Raw genomic sequence first — 17,528 nt, forward strand, 5'->3', positions numbered from 1 at the left:
GCGGCCGCCAGGGCCGGCGCGGCCGCCAGGTCGCAGGGCCGCCTCCTGGTGCCGTCCCGCCTCCACGACCCGCGACCCGCGATAGGCGATAGGCGATAGGCGACCCACGACCCACGAGAATGCCCGCATGGCTTCGCTTTACCGGCCTGATGCCGTGTCAGAGCGACCCTTGGCTGTCAGCCCACCGACCTCACCAGCCCGCTCTCGTACGCCGCGATGACGAGCTGAGCACGGTCCCGGGCCCTCAGTTTGGCCAGGAGGCGCGTGATGTGGGTCTTGACCGTCGCCAGGGTCACGTGCAGATGACCGGCGATCTCAGCATTGGAAAGCCCCCGGGCGATGAGCACGAGGACGTCCCGCTCCCGCTCGGTCAGGCCGTCCAGCCCCTTGGGCCGCGCCGAGACCGGAGTACGGGTGAACTCATCGATCAGGCGGCGCGTCACGGACGGGGCCAGCAACGCCTCGCCTCCCGCCACCACCCGGATGGCCGCCACCAGGTCCGCCGGCGGCGTGTCCTTGAGCAGGAACCCGCTGGCTCCTGCCCGAAGCGCGTCGTACACGTACGCGTCGAGATCGAACATGGTCACGATCAAGATGCGGGAGACGTCACCGATGCGCCTGGTGGCCTCGATGCCGTCCATCTCCGGCATGCGGACATCCATCAGCACCACGTCGGGACGCTGCTCCAGCGTGACAGCCACCGCCTCGGCCCCCGTGGCGGCCTCCCCGACCACGGTCAGATCCGGCTCCGAATCGACCAGTACCCGGAAACTCCCCCTGAGCAACGCCTGATCATCGGCCACGACGACCCGGATCACGCAGCACTCCCGTAGGGCAATGTCGCCAGCACGCGGAATCCTCCACCGGGAAGCGCCCCGGCTTCGAAGGCCCCGCCGAACATCATCACGCGCTCCCGCATGCCGATCAGTCCATGCCCGGCACCTTCCATCGCCACCTCACCGCGGACCAGCCCCCAGCCGCCAGGTCTACTCCCGGTGGGCCCACGTCCTGCGGCCCCGTCGTTCGTCACCTCGATCCGTACCTTGCTGGAGTCGGCGACCACGGACACCCAGCAGCGTGCCGGCCCCGAGTGCTTGGCGACATTGGTGAGCGCCTCCTGCACGATGCGATACGCCGACAGCTCCACCCCTTCGGGCAGCCACCTCTCCACCGAACCCCGGCCACGGCGGCCGGCCTCCTCCCACTGCTCCTGCCGCCCGTCCGGTGCGGAACCCTTGACCCTCGGCCCGCCAGGCGCCTCAGCCGCGTCCTTCCGACCCCGGTCCGGCCTCTCCTCTTCTGCGCTTGCCCGGCTTTCTTCCGCCCCCGCGCGTACCGGATCCTCTTCTACGTGTACCGGCCGAGACTCCGGGCGCCCTTCCCCTGGCGCCGGATCTCGTCCCCCTGACGCCGGATGCCCGCCTCCAGGGCCCGGGTGCTCCCCCATGGATCCCCAAGGACCTCTCCCCGACGCGACATCGGAATCCTGCGCGGGCGTGATGCGCATGTCCAAATCGACCTCCACCCCCGCGAGGCGGGCGCGTTCCGCCAGCCCCCGAATCCCGGCAAGGCCGGGGAGGGGCCCCATGTCCACATCATCGTTGGAACGGAGAATCCCCAGGAGATGCCGCATCTCGACCATCGCACTGCGGCTGACCGTCTCGATCACCCGCAGGGCGTCGTGTGCCTCTTCCGGCTTGGTGCGCATGACATGGTTGGCCACGCCCGCCTTCACCGCGATCAGTCCCACACTGTGCGTGACCACGTCGTGCAGCTCTCGGGCGATCCGCAGCCGTTCCTCCGTCACCTTCTGTTCGGCAAGGCGCTCGGCGTCGCGCGCCGCGTAGATTCTGCGCTCGCGTACGGCACGCCCGACCGTCCAGGAGCCTCCCAGGGCCGCGATGCCGAGCAGCGGCACGTCGAGACGCGTCACCCAGAGGGGCCCGCTGGGATGTGGAGCTCCCCCCATCGCGACCAGCCCCACCAGCGTGATCAAGGTCAGCACGGCGATCGCCATGGTGGGCGCCGGCGCTCCCCGGTCGTCGGTGAGCGCCACGATGTACAGCGCGTAAGCGGGCGCGACGTAGGCGATGCTCACCAATCCCAGCACCACGGCGGCGACGGACACCGCCAGCACGAGGCAGAAGACCGGCACGGGCCACACGCGCCGCAGGGCGAGCGGCAGCCCGAGGCCGAACGAGACGCTGAGCCAGCCCCACCAGGGCACGTCGAAGACCGGCGGCGGCGCCGTCAGGAACAGGAGCGAGAAGCAGACCCCGGCCAGCAGGTCGAGCATGACCAGCTGGCCTCGGCTGAGGCGCCTGGCGAAGAGGGGGTTCGGCTCGTGCACGCCTAGAAGGTAGCCAACGTGGCGGGGTCCGCACGTCAACCCAGGGTCTGACATCAAGGTTCGGACCGTGGTCCGATGTGCCGGCGACCCGCCGTACCCCATCCTCGACGACGTGATCCAACTCAACCACCTGACCAAGCGCTACGGTGGCACGCTCGCGGTGGACGACCTGTCCTTCACCGTCGAGCCCGGCCATGTGACCGGCTTCCTCGGGCCCAACGGAGCCGGGAAGTCGACGACGATGCGTCTGATCCTCGGCCTGGACACCCCCACCTCGGGCGAGGCCCTGGTCAACGGCCGGCCCTACGCGACCTTGCACAGGCCGATGACGCAGGTGGGCGCGCTGCTGGACGCCGGTGCGGTGCACGGCGGCCGCACCGCCCACCATCATCTGCTCTGCCTGGCCCGCACCAACGACATAGGTGAACGTCGGGTGGCCGAGGTCCTCGATCTGGTCGGCCTGGCCGGTGTGGCCCGCCAACGTGTGCGCGGGTTCTCCCTGGGCATGAAGCAGCGGCTCGGGATCGCGACGGCGCTCCTGGGCGACCCACGCGTCCTCATGTTCGACGAACCGGTCAACGGTCTCGACCCCGACGGTGTGCGCTGGATCCGCGATCTCATGCGCTCGCTTGCCGCGGAGGGCCGCACCGTCCTGCTGTCCAGCCATCTGATGAGCGAGATGGCGTTGACGGCGGACCGCATCGTCATCGTGGGCCGCGGCAAGCTGATCGCCGAGGCCACGGTCCAGGAGCTCACCACCCGCCATCCCACGCTCGAAGACGCCTACCTCGCGCTCACGGCCGGCAGTGTGCAGTTCGGAGCCGCGCGATGAGATCCGTCGTCTCCTCGGAGTGGCTGAAGCTCCGCTCCGTCGCCTCCACCTACTACGCGCTCGGGGTGGCCGGCCTCATGGTGCTGCTCGGCGTGGTGTGGAGCGTCTACGTGAGCGGCCTGGCGGACGAGCGCGGCTCCCTTCGGGCGGCGGCCCCGGAGGAGGGGTTCCTTCCCCTGGTGCAGATCAGCCTCGCCGTCATCGGGGTGCTCGCCATCACGGCGGAGCACGCCACCGGCATGATCCGTACGAGCCTCACAGTCGTACCCAGGCGAGGTGTCCTGCTGTTCGCCAAGGCGGCGGTCGTCACGGTCGTGACGTTCGCGGCGGCGAGCGCGATCATCATGACCACGTACGCGGCGAGCAGGGTGATAGCGGGCGACCGGCGGTTGGGCTTCAACGAGTCCTCGCTCGCCGCGGACGTGCCGACCCTGCTGGCCTCCGTGCTGTCGGTGACCGTGCTGGCGATCGTGGGGCTCGGTCTCGGCGCCGCCGTCCGCTCCACCGCCGGGGCGCTCGTGTCGGTGGTCTCGCTGCTGTTCGTGCTGCCAGGCATCGCCAATTACCTACCCGCCCCCTGGAACACCAGGATCGCCGCCTTCATGCTGCCCAACCTGACGCCGCAGCTCACCGGCGAGCGGCTCTCCAGCCGGCTGGGCGACGGGATCCTGCCGCCCTGGGCCGCCCTGCTGGCTCTGCTCGCCTATGCCGCGGTGGCGCTCGGGGCGGGCCTGCACATGCTCGGCAGGCGGGATGCATGACGAGCCGTCACGCCTCAGCTGGCACCGGTCCCCTCAACCATCACCACGCGAACGCTCCCGGAGACATGTCCCATGAACGTGCTCAGCTCCGAATGGCTGAAGCTCCGCTCGGTCCGCTCCACCGGACTCCTGCTGGTGCTCAGCCTCGGCTCCATCCTGCTAGGCGTCGCGATCGCCTGGATGGCGGCCGGCATGTACGACGACGCCGCTCCCGCCAAGCGCGCGACGGCCTCGATCGCGGAGCTTGAGGAGGTCACGATCATCGTGCCGCAGCTCTGCATGGGCATCCTCGGCGTGCTGGCCATCACTTCCGAGTACGCGACCGACATGATCAGGACCAGTCTCACCGTCGTACCGAAGCGCTGGCCCGTGCTCGCGGCGAAGGCCGCCGTCGTGGGTGTCCTCGGCCTGCTGACCGGCAGCGTGACGATATTCACCACGTACTTCCTGGCGCGAAGGCTGATCGGCGACCGCTTCTCCGGCGCCTACCTGACACCATTCGTCGACAGACTTCCTACGCTGTTCGCGACGGGCCTCACCGTCTGCGTGTTCGCCCTGCTCGGTCTCGGTCTGGGGGCGTTGACGCGGTCAACGGCTGGGGCCGTGGCCGTCCTCGTGGGACTCGTGTACGTCATCCCGATCATCGTCGGCAAGCTTCCCTCCCCGTGGAAGGACTGGCTCGGCTCCGTGATGATCAGCGCCCTGCCCCGGGAGATCAGCGGGGTGCCCTTCAAGAGCTCCGTGTACGGCGCGAGTCTTTCTCCCGCCGCGGCGGTCGCCGTTCTCACGGCATACGCACTCTTACCCGTGCTGGCGGGCACTTGGCTCCTACGCCACCGAGACATCTGACCACCACCCGGGCCAGAGCACCTGCCCCCGCCCGGGCCAGAACACCAGCCCCCAACCGGGCCGGAACACCCGCTCCGCACGGGCCAGCACACCAGCCCCCAACCGGGCCAGGACGCCTGCTCCCGCGCGGGCTTGGACGCCTGGTCCCGATCGGGCCAGGACATCCGCCCCCGTTCTGGCCAGCCCCGCCACCCGCTTGCGTGACCGTGCCGCCCGCTCCCACTCGCCGAGGACCGCCCCCTGGCCGGTGACCGTCTCGGCTTGCTCGAACTCACGCACCCATCTCCGCACCATGCCAACTGCCCGGTCAGCGTGAAGCGCGGATGCCGGGCAGGGCGAGGAAGGTGCAGGACCAGGTAGGCACCTGTAGGGCCAGGCCGATGACCGGCCCAACCTGCGTGGTGGGTCAGCCGATTCGCTTGCGGGCCCTCTGCGGCGTGGCCTGGCCGGTGGCCCGCCCGGTGGCCTGGCCGGTGGCCCGCCCGGTGGCCTGGCCGGTGGCCCGCCCGGTGGCCTGGCCGGTGGCCCGCCCGGTGGCCTGGCCGGTGGCGGAAGCACGGGCCGTCCGGGTGCTCAGGAGCCAGTAGAGCCCACCCGCCACCAGGCTGCCCGACAGCCAAGAGAAGTCCGTGCCGTTCGTGGCCAGTGCTATGGGGCCCTGCGTAGCAGGAGTCAGGCCGTACTGCCAGCTCCACGCCGCGACCAGACCGATGCCCAGGCTGATCAGAGCGTTCCGGTTGACCAACCCGTACAACGACGGCGAGGAGCCGCGGAGCGAGGATTCAGACGACTCACCGTCGTAGAGCGCGGGTACGTCCACCCGGCCCCTGCGCAGCACGAAGAAGTCGATGAGCACGATGCTGGCCCACGGGCTGATCCAGACCAGGATCGACGCCATCCACTGATCGAAGGCGTGGGCGAAGCTGTCGGCCTGGACGAACACGGCCAACACCACCGATGCGACGAGCCCCGCGATGAGAGTGATCTTCCACCGGGCGATCCTGATGCCGACCGACAGCGCCGCCAGCGAGCACGAGTAGAGATTGAGGATGTTGGTGGCCACCGGGCCATGCATGATCAGCAGAAGTACGGGGACAGCCATCACCCCGAAGGCGCTCGTCACCAGGCTGGACGGATCGGCGCCGCCACCTCCGCCGGCCAGGTAGGCGCCGAGGGCTGCCAGCCACACGGTCGGCACGTACATGCCGAGGGCCGTGGACCAGAACACCTTGCGGTCGGACACACCGACCCGGATGAACCTGCTGTAGTCGGCGGAGTAGGGCAGCCAGCTGATCCCCCAGCCGATGCCGATCGCGGTGAGGAGTTGAGTCACGGCGGTGAGCTTGGAACCGCCCGCCGTCGCGGTGCCGGCCCCCCACTGGGGATGGACCTGTGCCACCGCGAGCACGGTCATGACCGCCATGAGCAGGACGGTCGCGGGGACGGTGTACTTCTCGAAGGTGCGGATGGCGTAGAAGCCGAAGAGCGCCAGGCCGAGCTGCACCACCATGATGAGACCGGCCACCAGGTACTTCAACGTGGTCCCGCCGTGCACGCCCATCTGGGCCAGGATCGCCATCACCAGGTCGAGCACGACCCAGGTGTTGACCCCGACCCAGCCCATCGCCAGCAGGCCCTGGACCAGCCCCGGGATGATCGCTCCGCGCCGACCGAAGACCGCTCGCCCCAACACCATCTGGTTCACGCCGGTACGGTGCCCCATCACGTTGAACAGGCCGAACACGGCGCAGCCGACGAGGTTGCCGAGGGCGATCACGGCCACGGTCTCCAGCAGGGTGAGGCCCAGACTGATCCCGAGAGCGCCGAGCACCCAGTTGATCGGGGCGATGTTGGCCCCCGACCAGATCCAGAACTGTTGCCACGGGGTCGAGTCGCGTGCCGCCGCGGGGATCGGCTCGATGCCGTGGGCGTCGAAGCGGACCGCCTCTGATTGATCGATGGTCGTCATGGGCTTCTCCTTGTGTGACTGGCCCCACACAACCACTCACTCAACACAGAGGAGTAGTGGACGAATCTCTAGCAATATCCAAGATCACTGTCTATATTCACAGGATGCTCACCCTCGAAGCACTCGTCGGCAACGCGGCGCTGGAGCTGCGGATCTTGGAGCCCGGCCCGCCCGGTGCCCTGCAGAATCCAGTGACATGGGTGCACAACACCGAGCTGCCCGACCCGTCCCCCTACATCCGGGAAAAGGAGCTGGTGCTGACCAACGGCCTGTGGGACGGACAGGTGAGCCCGGGTGAGTTCGTGGCGAACGTCAAGCGCGCCAAGGCGGCCGGGATCGTGTTCGGGCTGCGTGCCCAGAAGCCGCACACCCCGCCTAGGCTCATAGCCGCGTGCCGGGCAGCGGACCTGCCTCTGCTGGAGATCTCGCAGGCGGTTCCGTTCACCGCGATCTCCCAGGCGGTCTCCGCGACGTACGCCGACCAACGCCAGCAGGAAGTGATCGGCATGGTGCGCCGGGGCGACGCCCTGGCCACGGCCATCTCCCGCGGCGCGGGCGCGTCGGGAGTGCTGCGCGTGCTCACTCGCGACCATGATCTGCCGCTGGCGGTGGTGGACCGGATGGGCCGGCCGCTGGCGGCGTCCGGCACCGAGCTGGACACCGCGCAGTTGCGGATCGTGGCGGCGGGGCTCGCCCGCCGCCCGCCCGCGCTGGAGCTGGACCTGGGCGGCGGGCACGCCGCGCTGTTCCCCGTAGGCGCGCTCGGCGATGCCGATGCGGCGCTCATCTGCCTGCGGCCGCTGGCCGAGCTGTCCGCCGCCGAGCGCGACGCGCTGGAGCAGGCCGCCAGGTTCCTCAGCCTGGAGGTGGCCAGACAGCAGGCGGTACAGGCGATCGAGATGCGCTTCGCCGGCGAGTTGCTGGAGATGGTGCTGTCCGGCGGGCACCGGGCGCCGGAGGTGGCGAGCCGGTTGCGAGCCTTCGGGGTGGACCCCACAGGAGCGCTGGCGGTCTGCACGCTGGCCTTCGCCGACGACGCCGCCACCGAGCACGGCCTGGCCGAAGTGGTCGGCGAGTTCTTCGCGGCCCAGGGCGTTCCCGCCGTCGTCGCCGGCGGCACGAACGACGTGGTGGCCCTGCTCACCTGGCGGCAGCCCGAAGACGAACTGCCCGTCCTGGCAGAACGCCTGGTCGAGAGCACGGCGCAGCGATTTCCCGGGCGGCGTCCCGTGGCCGGTCTCGGCAGCGTCGCCGCGTATGCGGGCGACCTGCGGCGGACGCTGCTCCAGTCTCGCGAGGCCTGCCGGGTGCTGCGCCGCACGTCCGGCGGCCCGGCCGTGCGGAGATTCAGCGAGCTGGGTACGCACCGGCTGCTGCTCGGCCTGGTCGATCCGGCCACGCTGAGCGCCTCCGCGCACGACCTGCTCGCACCGGTCCGCGCGTACGACGCACAGCGCCGCAGCGACCTGGAGCCGACGCTGCGCGCGTTCCTCGACCATGACGGGCAGTGGGCGGCCACGGCCGCCGCCCTCCACGTCCACGTCAACACCTTGCGCAACCGGCTGGCCCGCGTCACCGAGCTGACCGGCAGGGACGTCGGACGCATCGAGGACCTCGTGGACCTGTTCCTCGCCCTGACCATCGACGCGATGGAATGAGTGGCGCGTGACAGCCTCAGAGGGGATAGACGTCGGGGTCCACGACGGGGGCCTCTGACCGGCGGGTGGGCACGTCCGGGTCGGTCAGCGCGGCGGCGGCCACGTCACGGCATCGGGCGAAGCGCACGTCCCCGCATTCCAGCGCGTACTCGATGAGCCGGCGCAGAGCCATCGCCCGGCCCGGACGGCCCGACAGGAACGGGTGCACGCAGAGGTTGAACAGGCACCGGTAGTGGCGCATCCCGTCGAGCTCCGCCCGCCACAGCTCCAGCACCTTCTCCGGCGACTCGATGACCGAGCCGACGTGCGGCGCGGGCAGGAATGCGTACTGCTCCCAGTCGTCGAGCGACCAGTGGACGGGCAGCTCCACGACGTCACCCGACATCGTGGGGACGCGGTAGGGACGGTCGTCGCCCATGAGCGAGGAGTCGTAGCGCAGGCCGTACTCGGCGACCAGCTCGGCGGTCTGCCAGGTGGCCTCCCACAGCGCGGCCCGGTGCCCGGCGATCTCGATGCCCTGGTCGGCGAAGACCTCCAGGCCGCGTTCGAAGTCGGCGCGTTCCTCCTGCGGCGTCATCGAGGTGGGCGGCCGGTGGCTGTAGGAGTGGTGCGCCACCTCGTGCCCGCGTTCGGCGATCGACTGTGCCAGCGCCGGACGGTGCTCGGCCACCCATCCCGGCACGAAGAAGGTGGCCGGCACGCCCAGCTCGTCCAGCATGCCGAGGATGCGCGGCAGCCCGACGTCCGGACCGTACGCCTGGTGTGACATGGTGCTGGCATGCCGGGCATAGTCGCGTCCCCCGGCGAGGATCGGCGTCTCCGCGTCGACGTCGAAGGTCAGCGTGACGACGGCCGCGGCGCCGCCGTGCCAGTTCTCGCTCATGATGCCGTCCCAGGTGTTCCGGTGGGTGTCAGACGGCGACGCGTGCGGCGGCCTGCCGCCATTGGGCGGCGTTGGCCAGCGTGGCCATCGGCTGCAGCATCATATGGTCGAACGCCTCCAGCGGCCGATCCCCGGCCACGCGTCGCGGCAGGTCGGAGTTGGCCAGCGCGCCCCGGCCGATGGACACCAGGTCGGCGTGGCCGTCCCGCAACACCTGCGCGGCCTGTGACAGCTCGTGCATGCCGCCGTTGGCGATGACGGGCAGGCCCGTCGCCAGGCGGGCGAGCCCGGTGATCGTCGTCTCGCCGTCCAGCCGCGCCGTCTCGATCCAGTCGCGTCCCTCGCTGGCGATGTGCAGGTACGTCGCACCGGCCTCGGCGAGCGCCGTGAAGATGATCCGAGCGTCGTACGCGCCACCGGGCCAGCGGTAGACGAAGTCGTTGACCTTGGTCTGCGACAGTCGCACCCCTACGCAGAACTCGGGGCCGACCTCGGCGCGGATGGCGGCGACCACCTCCGCGGCCAGCCGCACCCGGTTGGCGACCGGACCGCCGTAGGAGTCGTCGCGGGTGTTGGTGTACGCGGTGAGGAACTGGTCCAGCAGGTAGCCGTTGGCCCCGTGGACCTCGACGCCGTCGAATCCGGCGTCGAGGGCCCGTACGGCGGAGTCGGCGAAGCCGCGTACCGCCACGTCGATGTCGTCCTGGGTCATCGCCTTGGGCGTCGCCCACGGCCCGTGCCCGCCGTACTCGGGCATCTTCTCGCCCAGGGGCGGCACCTCGGAGGGGCCCGCGGTGTCGTCGCGGTGCCGGTTGCCCTGGGACAGCGCGCCGGCGTGCATGAGCTGCAGCACGGCACGTGACCCGGCGGCGTGCACGCGCTCGGTGACGGCGCGCCAGGCCCCGGCGTGGACGTCCGACGCGATGCCGGGCTGGTTGAGGTAGCCCTGGCTGTAGACCGTGTCGGTGTAGGTGCCCTCGGTGATCACCAGGCCGAAGCCGCCCTCGGCGTACGCGGCGTAGTAGTCGGCCATCTCGGCGGTCGGCGTGCCGTCGGGAGCGGCGGAGACCCTGGTCATCGGGGCGACCGCGAACCGGTTGGCCAGGTCGAGGTCGCCGAGCCGTACGGGCAGGGACGCAGGATGTTCGATGGTCATGTCAGATTCCCTTCTGAGGGGGCTTGGCCGCCGTCAAGATCGGTCACGCTGACCGGCGGCCACCCGCACCGCACGCCCCGTGGGGGCGGCACGATGGTCCGCCCTTCGGAGGTCATGGTTTCCACGCCGACAAGACAACCATCCACCGACAGGGCCACGCCATGGACACTCACACAGCAATCAGCCCAGTAGCTGGAGGAACCTCCACGGAACGCATGGGCAGCGGCGTCTTCACCTCGTCCGTACGCGACGCCCTCGCGAGGGAGTCCGCCTCGCTCACCTCTGAGACCGCTCGCCCAGGAGCGGCGACCGCGTCGATCCCTGTGCGCCGCGGGCGCGCGCTCGCGGCACCCGATGACCAGCGTCTCCCCTGCCTTCGGCCGCACGGGACACGCCTCCCGCGTTGACGCCTCTGCCGCCGGCGACAGTCTCCTCCAAGCCCCCTAGATGGCCGGGGTCCGGATCAGCACGCGGGTCGTGCCGCCGTCGTCCTCCTCGATGTCCCGGACGTGCCGGAACCCGATCTTCTCCAGGACGGCCAGAGACACCAGGTTCTCGGCGGCCACGGTGGCGAAGACCTCCGCCAGTCCGAGGGTCTCGAAGCCGTACGCGACGATCGCCTCCGCCAGCTCGGTTCCCAGGCCGGACCCCCAGGCCGCCGGCGCCAGCGCGTAGATGATCTCGTGCCCTCCGACGGCGTCGGTGGGCTTGATCTCGGCATGCCCGACATGCACCCCGTCCCGCCGGACCGCCCAGACGTCGAACAGGTCTCGCGCGTAGACCTTCGTGAAGACGCGTCCGAACAGCGCCCGGTCCTCCTCCTCAGGAGAAGGGCCGTCCCCCATCCACCGCGACACCCTCTCGTCCTGGAACAGAGCGACGAAGCTTTCCTCGTCCTCGGGGACGTACGGCTCCAGAACCAGCCGTTTCGTGTGCAGAGTCGGCGTCACAGCCGATGACGTTACTCACGGCCTGTTCGTCCCGGCAAGCGACTTTCGAGGGCGTGGAAGGCGGCTTCGCACCTCACCACTCGACGCCCGCGCCCGGCCACGGAGGCCGAGCGGTCATGCGCCACCGTCCAGCGTGCACATGCGCATCCGGCGCAGCGCGCAAGCACTGCGCCGGACCGCGCGCCTCGCTGAGGCAGGCGTCAGACCTCGACCACCACAGGGATGATCATCGGGCGGCGACGGTACGTGTCGCTCACCCAGCGGCCGACCGTACGCCGGACCACGCGCCGAATCTCCTGCATGTCGACCACCCCGTCGGCGGCCTTGGCCTCCAGAGCCTTCTCGATCTGCGGGATGAACTGGTCGAACTGCGCGGGATCGATGCCCGAGCCTCGGGCGTGGATCTCCGGCCCCGCCGTGAGCTTCCCGGTGTTCGAGTCGACCACGATCACCACCGAGATGAACCCCTCGTCGCCGAGGATCCTGCGATCCTTCAACGAGGTGTCGGTGATCTCACCGACCGAGGAGCCGTCGACGTACACGTAACCCGCGTGGACCGCGCCGACGATCTTCGCTCGGCCGTCGACCAGGTCCACCACGACGCCGTCCTCGGCGATCACGATGTGGTCCTCCGGCACCCCGGTGAGCTCCGCGAGTCTCGCGTGCGCGCGCAGATGCCGCCACTCTCCATGGACGGGCATGAAGTTGGACGGACGCGTCAGGTTGAGGACGTACAGCAGCTCGCCGGCGGCGGCGTGCCCCGAGACGTGCACCTTGGCGTTGCCCTTGTGCACGACGCGAGCCCCCCACCGGGTCAGCCCGTTGATCACCTTGTTGACCGCGGTCTCGTTGCCGGGCACCAGCGACGAGGCGAGCAGCACGGTGTCGCCCTCGGTGACCCGGATCGGGTGGTCGCGGTTGGCCATCCGTGACAGCGCGGCCATGGGCTCGCCCTGGGAGCCGGTGCAGACGAGCACCACGTCCTCCGGCGGCCACGCCTCGATGTCGCGGGAGTCGACGATCAGCTCCGGCGGCACCTTGAGGTAGCCGAGATCACGGGCCACCCCCATGTTGCGCACCATGGAGCGGCCGACGAGCGCCACCTTGCGACCGTGCCGGGCGGCCGCGTCCATGACCTGCTGGATGCGGTGCACGTGGGAGGCGAAGCTGGCGACGATGACCCGCTGCTCGGAGGTGCGGATGACCTCGTCGATGACCGGCCCGATCTCCCGCTCGCTGGTGACGAACCCCGGCACCTCGGCGTTGGTCGAGTCGGACATCAGCAGGTCGACGCCCTCGGAGCCGAGCCGGGCGAACCCGCCCAGGTCGGTGAGCCGGCCGTCGCTCGGCAACTGGTCCATCCGGAAGTCGCCGGTGTGCAGGACGATGCCCGCGGGCGTCCGGATGGCGACGGCCAGGGCGTCGGGAATCGAGTGGTTGACCGCGAGGAACTCACATTCGAACGGCCCGAACCTGTGCCGCTCTCCCTCGATCACCTCGAGCTTGGTCGGCTGGATGCGGTGCTCGGTGAGCTTGGCCTCGATGAGGGCCAGGGTCAGCCTCGATCCGATGAGCGGGATGTCGCGCCGCTCGCGCAGAAGGTAGGGAACCGCCCCGATGTGATCCTCGTGGGCGTGCGTCAGCACCACGGCCTCGACGTCGTCGAGCCGGTCCCTGATGTACTCGAAGTCGGGCAGGATCAGGTCGACGCCCGGCTGGTCCGGCTCGGGGAAGAGCACCCCGCAGTCGACGATCAGCAGACGGCCCTCGTACTCGAAGACCGCCATGTTCCTGCCGATCTCACCGAGCCCGCCCAACGCGACGATGCGCAGACCGCCCTCAGGCAGCGCCGGTGGGGGCCCGAGCTCCGGATGTGGATGACTCATGCTCGTGTCCCCTTGTTGAATCGTGTTCTCAAAACTTCCGGTTCCTCCCCGTTTTAGGTGTCTGTCAACTTCACTCCGCCTGCCACCAGGCAAGCGCGCAGCTCGGCGTTCTGTCTCTCCGTCTCGGCGACCAGCGGCGACCGTACGGGACCCACAGGCATGCCCACCATGGCCAGCGCGGCCTTGGCCATGATCGCGCCACCCGCGCTCATCATGATCCCTTCGACCACGGGGGCCAGCTGGCGGTGCACGGCGAGCGCCTCGGCGACGTCTCCGTCGCGGTACAGCTCGATCATGCGGGCCAGTTGCGCCCCGACCACGTGACCCACGACGCTCACGAAACCGGCCGCGCCGACCGACAGCCATGGCAGGTTGAGCACGTCGTCGCCGGAGTAGTAGGCGAGATCGGTCATCGTCATCACCTGGCTGCCGGCGAACAGGTCGCCCTTGGCGTCCTTCACGGCGACGATGCGTTCGTGCTGCGCCAGCCGGATCAGGGTCGCGGTCTGGATCGGCACGCCACTGCGTCCAGGAATGTCATAGAGCATCACCGGCAGGTCCGTCGAATCGGCCACCGTGGCGAAATGCCGGTAGAGGCCCTCCTGCGGGGGCTTGCTGTAGTACGGCGTGACCACGAGCAGGCCGTGCGCACCGGCGCGCGCCGCCGCCCTCGCCAACTCGACACTGTGCCGCGTATCGTTCGTACCCGCCCCTGCAACCACGGTAGCCCGATCCCCGACCGCTTCGAGGACCGTACTGAGGATACGCTGCTTCTCCTCGTCGGAGGTGGTGGGCGACTCGCCCGTCGTACCGCTCACGATCAGGCCGTCGTTGCGCTGCTCGTCCACCAGATAGACGGCGAGCCGCCGAACGGCCGGATAGTCGACCGCGCCGTCGGCGGTGAACGGCGTGACCATGGCGGTCAGCATGTGGCCGAAGGGCGCTTCCGTGGTTCCAGTTGGCGATGCCATAGTGCGAACGCTACCTGGATTCCCAAAACCCTTGGACGCCGCCACCCCGCTTCGCCCACCTCACAGGCTCTCCAGGGCACCCCTTCCCATGACATCCCGGACATGCACGGCTCGCACCAACGGTCACCGCCCCCGCCCAGGTCGAGGCGAGGTGGACCCGGATCGCAGCCCTGGCATCGCCGTTCGAGAACCGGGCGTCGTCATCCGCCAGGCGGCGAGCGACGGTCGTCGCCGGCGGCCGGTGCGGGGTGTGGCTCTTGCATGAGCGGCCCAGGAAGGAGAGCGGGGCGGGGAAGATCGGGTGGGCCTACGGCACAGGCCCCCTACCACCCCTCATTGGTAGAGGTCGCCGATATGTGCTCGGGGGTACACACATCGACGACCTCTACCGGAGAATCGCGCCGTCTTACATCGGCGTTACAAGGTTTCTCCGATAATTTTGCGCTGCCGCAAAGTTGGGGCTCCAAGGGTCGTCGATGACGGTCGGTTACCTGCCGAATACGGCAACATAGGGCAACGCCTCACCCGAACCCCCCAGGGATGAATTAGTGGCCACCTCAGATCCGGTCTACCTGCGCGTCGTAGAGGACATTCGGCGGCAGATCAACGACGGCACCCTTTCCCCGGGCGCGCCCATCCCCTCACGGGCGCAGTTGACCCGGAAATACCAGGTCGGTGAGACCGCGGCTCGTCATGCACTCCGTGTGCTGGTCGCCGAGGGCCTCATCATCGGCCGTGTGGGATCGGGCCATTACGTCAGGGAGCGTCCCATTTTGTGGCCCCTGCACAGATGGCGCTTCCCGGACCACCCCACCCCGTTCGCCGCCGATCTGCAGACGCAGGGCCGGCGTGTGACGTGGGAATGGCAGAGCGACTCCGCCGAGGCCACTCCCGAGATCTCAAGACGGCTGCGGGTGCCGCTGTCGGCCAAGTTGACGAGAACCCGTTACCTGTACCGCGGCGACGGGAGACCGCTCCAGCTCGCGACCTCGTACGAGTCCGTGGAGTTCGCGGCCCATCTGGACGAGGAGCGGCGCAGCGTGGTGGCCAGGATGTACGCGCACGGCGTCAAGATCACGGAGATCCGGGAGACCGTGCACACGCGGGTGCCGCGCCCGGGCGAGGCGGATGCCCTGCAACTTGCGGCGGGCACGCACGTCCTGCACGTGGAACGTACCCACTGGGCCGGCGAGCGACCGGTCGAGACCAGCGACATCGTGCTCCCCGGCGACCGCTTCCGGGTCATGTACAGCATGCCCGTCTAGCCGGACCGTTCACGGGCGCCCCTGCACAGGCCGTTCACCTGAACGCCCCCTCTCCTGTGCAGGCGAACCGCCCCGCGAGTCCCAGGTCCACGAGCGCCGCCCACGCCCATTCCGGCCAGATCGAGCGCCGACGCCCGGGGCCACAGCGACATCCCGCCCAGCCAGGCAGAAGGCAGCTCCGCCGTTGCCTGCGCGGACGGCTCGGGCTCAGGCCATGCGGAAGGCAGCGCACGCAGAGCGGCGTGCCGAACCGGCGGCCCACCTCCTCGACGCGACACCGGAGTGACGGCCCAGCATCCTCACATGAGCCAACCGTCCACGCCGCCGAAAGCCGCCCAGTACACATGGGGCGAGACTGCTACGGCCCCGATGTCCGCAGCCCCAAGGTTGTCGGTCCTCGTTGATAGAACCATCCTGTGCGAGTAAAGGATCTGCCCGCGCGGGAGCGCCCCCGAGAGCGACTCATGACGAGCGGGCCGGCCGCGCTCGCCGACCGCGAGCTGCTGGCCGTGCTGCTGGGCTCCGGCTTCCGCGGGACGAGCGCGATGGACCTGGCCTCACAGGTGATCGAGCACTGCGGCGATCTCGACGGCCTGGCCCGCGCCGAGCCGCACCGGTTACTGTCCGTGCCGGGTGTGGGGCCCGCCAAGGCGGCGCGGGTCGCGGCGGCCTTCCATCTCGTACGCCGGGCGCAGGCGGACCCCGAGCGCCCGAGGATCACCAGCACGTCAGACCTGGCCGTGGTCGCCGCTCCGCTGCTGCGCGGGCTGTCGCGCGAGCGGCTGGTCGTGGTGGCGTGCGACCCACGAGGGGCCGTACTGCGGCGCATGGTCCTCACGGAAGGCGGCGCCGACCACACGGCCGTGCCGGTACGCGAGATCGTCACGACGGTCCTGACGTCCGGTGGCGCGGCGTTCGGCGTGGCCCACAACCATCCCAGCGGTTCCCTCGACCCGAGCGACGACGATCTCTCGGCCACGGCGAGGCTGGCGGCGGCCGCGAGCACGGTCGGCCTGCGCTTCCTCGACCACCTGATCATCACGGATTCGGCCTGGCGACGCGTCCCCATCCCCGAGACACCCCCACCACCGATCCCGGCGCCCAGGCGGGCACCCAGAACTCGGCCCGCAAAGGGCACCACACCGCAATATGTAAGTCCCACCTCCCCCAAAAAGCCATGATCCCGCCGATAGCGCGGAACCCCAGTGACGGCATGAGACCGCATGCCATCCTTTTCGCGCGGGACGGCCGTGGCGGAGATTCCAGGCCGGCACCCGCCGCGACGCGGTCCCGCGACACCCGGAAAGCGCGGGACCGCGTCCCTCCTCGAAGGAAGGTGTCCCCCTCGCAGGCCCTCAGGGAGCGAACCAGGGCCTACGAGAGGGACAGCCCCGGCCACCTCTTGCGGCAGGCTGGACGGCCGGGATACCCGGGGCCTTGCGGGCGTGGTGAGTGAGCGTTCACGCACTCGGCAAGACCCACTTCCATCAGATGCGAGCGACACGCGTCCGATGGAGGGCTTGGGTGTCGCAGGCCGCGACAGGGCCTGCGAAGAATCGGAACCAACAGATGGCCGGCGGCATCCCGCCGGCATGGAGACGTGCGGTCTCCCCGTGCGGCTACGCGATCTCGTACAAGCGGCGACATGCAGCGGACGGCTGAACAAGGCACGACTCATGACTCCGAACGCGATGAGGCAGGTCGTCGCCGGCAGATGAGCCGTAGGCGGCCGGGCGAACGCTTGGCGGATGTCGGCGCGGTTTTGGTGCACAAGTGGCGCACAGTGAGCCCGGCTGGGCCGGATCGGTGTCCCCGCGAATGATCTGCGGGCGGCCCTGCGGCTTATGATCGGGCACTTGTCATCGCGAGAGTCGCGATCGGCGAGCATGGCGTCAGGCGTTCACGGAGACGGCTACCCCCGGCCCCACATCCCTGGGCACCGGCAAGAGGGGGTGAGCCGTAGGAATCACACCTGGGTGCCCCACATGACTGACGCGA

At 69.8% G+C, this 17,528-nt stretch carries 14 protein-coding genes and 2 pseudogenes; 7 read left to right on the forward strand and 9 right to left on the reverse strand.

The genetic code is table 11. The annotated features are described in order from the left end of the window. Positions 1–176: 176 nt before the first annotated feature. Entirely contained in the window at positions 177–818 is a 642-nt protein-coding gene (locus tag ABZS51_RS27700; protein ID WP_355446774.1) for a response regulator transcription factor, read from the reverse strand. Further along, the gene (locus ABZS51_RS27705) at positions 815–2,350 is read right to left on the reverse strand and encodes a histidine kinase (protein WP_355446777.1); all 1,536 of its coding nucleotides are present in this window, start codon (positions 2,348–2,350) and stop codon (positions 815–817) included. The genes ABZS51_RS27700 and ABZS51_RS27705 overlap by 4 nt, the downstream gene beginning before the upstream one ends. 112 nt (positions 2,351–2,462) lie before the next feature. Between ABZS51_RS27705 and ABZS51_RS27710 the strand changes: the two are divergent. The 3 genes and pseudogenes from ABZS51_RS27710 to ABZS51_RS27720 form a co-directional block, all read left to right on the forward strand. Then, positions 2,463–3,089, forward strand: a pseudogene (locus tag ABZS51_RS27710) (ABC transporter ATP-binding protein); the annotation flags it as partial. 89 nt (positions 3,090–3,178) lie between these two features. Then, positions 3,179–3,943 carry an ABC transporter permease subunit gene (locus ABZS51_RS27715; RefSeq protein ID WP_355446779.1) on the forward strand — a complete coding sequence of 255 codons (765 nt, stop codon included), beginning with the start codon at positions 3,179–3,181 and terminating at the stop codon, positions 3,941–3,943. A 72-nt stretch (positions 3,944–4,015) separates the two neighbouring features. Beyond that, the gene (locus ABZS51_RS27720) at positions 4,016–4,792 is read left to right on the forward strand and encodes an ABC transporter permease (RefSeq protein WP_355446782.1); all 777 of its coding nucleotides are present in this window, start codon (positions 4,016–4,018) and stop codon (positions 4,790–4,792) included. Here ABZS51_RS27720 and ABZS51_RS27725 read toward each other — a convergent pair. Both ABZS51_RS27725 and ABZS51_RS27730 read right to left on the reverse strand, forming a co-directional pair. Next, entirely contained in the window at positions 4,772–5,071 is a 300-nt protein-coding gene (locus tag ABZS51_RS27725) for a hypothetical protein (protein WP_355446785.1), read from the reverse strand. The genes ABZS51_RS27720 and ABZS51_RS27725 overlap by 21 nt on opposite strands. Positions 5,072–5,198: 127 nt before the next feature. Further along, entirely contained in the window at positions 5,199–6,761 is a 1,563-nt protein-coding gene (locus ABZS51_RS27730) for a cytosine permease (protein ID WP_355446787.1), read from the reverse strand. A gap of 104 nt (positions 6,762–6,865) precedes the next feature. Between ABZS51_RS27730 and ABZS51_RS27735 the strand changes: the two genes are divergently transcribed. Beyond that, the gene (locus ABZS51_RS27735; RefSeq protein ID WP_355446790.1) at positions 6,866–8,419 is read left to right on the forward strand and encodes a helix-turn-helix domain-containing protein; all 1,554 of its coding nucleotides are present in this window, start codon (positions 6,866–6,868) and stop codon (positions 8,417–8,419) included. Positions 8,420–8,435: 16 nt separating this feature from the next. On the opposite strand, the gene ABZS51_RS27740 is transcribed toward ABZS51_RS27735, so the two are convergent. From ABZS51_RS27740 to dapA, 5 genes are all read right to left on the reverse strand, one after another. After that, entirely contained in the window at positions 8,436–9,302 is an 867-nt protein-coding gene (locus ABZS51_RS27740; RefSeq protein ID WP_355446793.1) for a polysaccharide deacetylase, read from the reverse strand. 28 nt (positions 9,303–9,330) lie between these two features. Further along, complete coding sequence (locus ABZS51_RS27745; protein ID WP_355446796.1) at positions 9,331–10,458, reverse strand: NADH:flavin oxidoreductase; 1,128 nt, start codon at positions 10,456–10,458, stop codon at positions 9,331–9,333. A gap of 443 nt (positions 10,459–10,901) precedes the next feature. After that, on the reverse strand, positions 10,902–11,408 hold the full coding sequence (locus ABZS51_RS27750) for a GNAT family N-acetyltransferase (RefSeq protein WP_355446799.1): 507 nt from the start codon (positions 11,406–11,408) through the stop codon (positions 10,902–10,904). A 200-nt stretch (positions 11,409–11,608) separates the two neighbouring features. Next, a complete protein-coding gene (locus ABZS51_RS27755) occupies positions 11,609–13,294 on the reverse strand; it encodes a ribonuclease J (protein WP_355446802.1) in 1,686 nt (561 codons plus the stop codon). A gap of 53 nt (positions 13,295–13,347) precedes the next feature. Next, complete coding sequence (gene dapA, locus ABZS51_RS27760; RefSeq protein WP_355446805.1) at positions 13,348–14,265, reverse strand: 4-hydroxy-tetrahydrodipicolinate synthase; 918 nt, start codon at positions 14,263–14,265, stop codon at positions 13,348–13,350. Positions 14,266–14,813: 548 nt separating this feature from the next. Between dapA and ABZS51_RS27765 the strand changes: the two are divergent. The 3 genes and pseudogenes from ABZS51_RS27765 to radC all read left to right on the forward strand — a co-directional run. Further along, positions 14,814–15,011: pseudogene (locus tag ABZS51_RS27765) on the forward strand (winged helix-turn-helix domain-containing protein); the annotation flags it as partial. 27 nt (positions 15,012–15,038) lie between these two features. Continuing rightward, complete coding sequence (locus ABZS51_RS27770) at positions 15,039–15,530, forward strand: GntR family transcriptional regulator (protein WP_355446868.1); 492 nt, start codon at positions 15,039–15,041, stop codon at positions 15,528–15,530. 416 nt (positions 15,531–15,946) lie between these two features. Further along, positions 15,947–16,711, forward strand: a complete 765-nt coding sequence (gene radC, locus ABZS51_RS27775) for a DNA repair protein RadC (RefSeq protein WP_355446808.1) — start codon at positions 15,947–15,949, stop codon at positions 16,709–16,711. The last annotated feature ends 817 nt before the right edge of the window (positions 16,712–17,528 follow it).

The organism is Nonomuraea sp. NPDC005501, from assembly GCF_040605905.1.
Taxonomy (GTDB): domain Bacteria; phylum Actinomycetota; class Actinomycetes; order Streptosporangiales; family Streptosporangiaceae; genus Nonomuraea.

Bases quoted from the DNA above. Each gene is read 5' to 3' on its own strand.
- dapA (WP_355446805.1), bottom strand. From the start codon at position 14,265: ATGGCATCGCCAACTGGAACCACGGAAGCGCCCTTCGGCCACATGCTG.
- ABZS51_RS27745 (WP_355446796.1), bottom strand. From the start codon at position 10,458: ATGACCATCGAACATCCTGCGTCCCTGCCCGTACGGCTCGGCGACCTC.
- ABZS51_RS27755 (WP_355446802.1), bottom strand. From the start codon at position 13,294: ATGAGTCATCCACATCCGGAGCTCGGGCCCCCACCGGCGCTGCCTGAG.
- ABZS51_RS27740 (WP_355446793.1), bottom strand. From the start codon at position 9,302: ATGAGCGAGAACTGGCACGGCGGCGCCGCGGCCGTCGTCACGCTGACC.
- ABZS51_RS27735 (WP_355446790.1), top strand. From the start codon at position 6,866: ATGCTCACCCTCGAAGCACTCGTCGGCAACGCGGCGCTGGAGCTGCGG.
- ABZS51_RS27720 (WP_355446782.1), top strand. From the start codon at position 4,016: ATGAACGTGCTCAGCTCCGAATGGCTGAAGCTCCGCTCGGTCCGCTCC.
- ABZS51_RS27730 (WP_355446787.1), bottom strand. From the start codon at position 6,761: ATGACGACCATCGATCAATCAGAGGCGGTCCGCTTCGACGCCCACGGC.
- ABZS51_RS27715 (WP_355446779.1), top strand. From the start codon at position 3,179: ATGAGATCCGTCGTCTCCTCGGAGTGGCTGAAGCTCCGCTCCGTCGCC.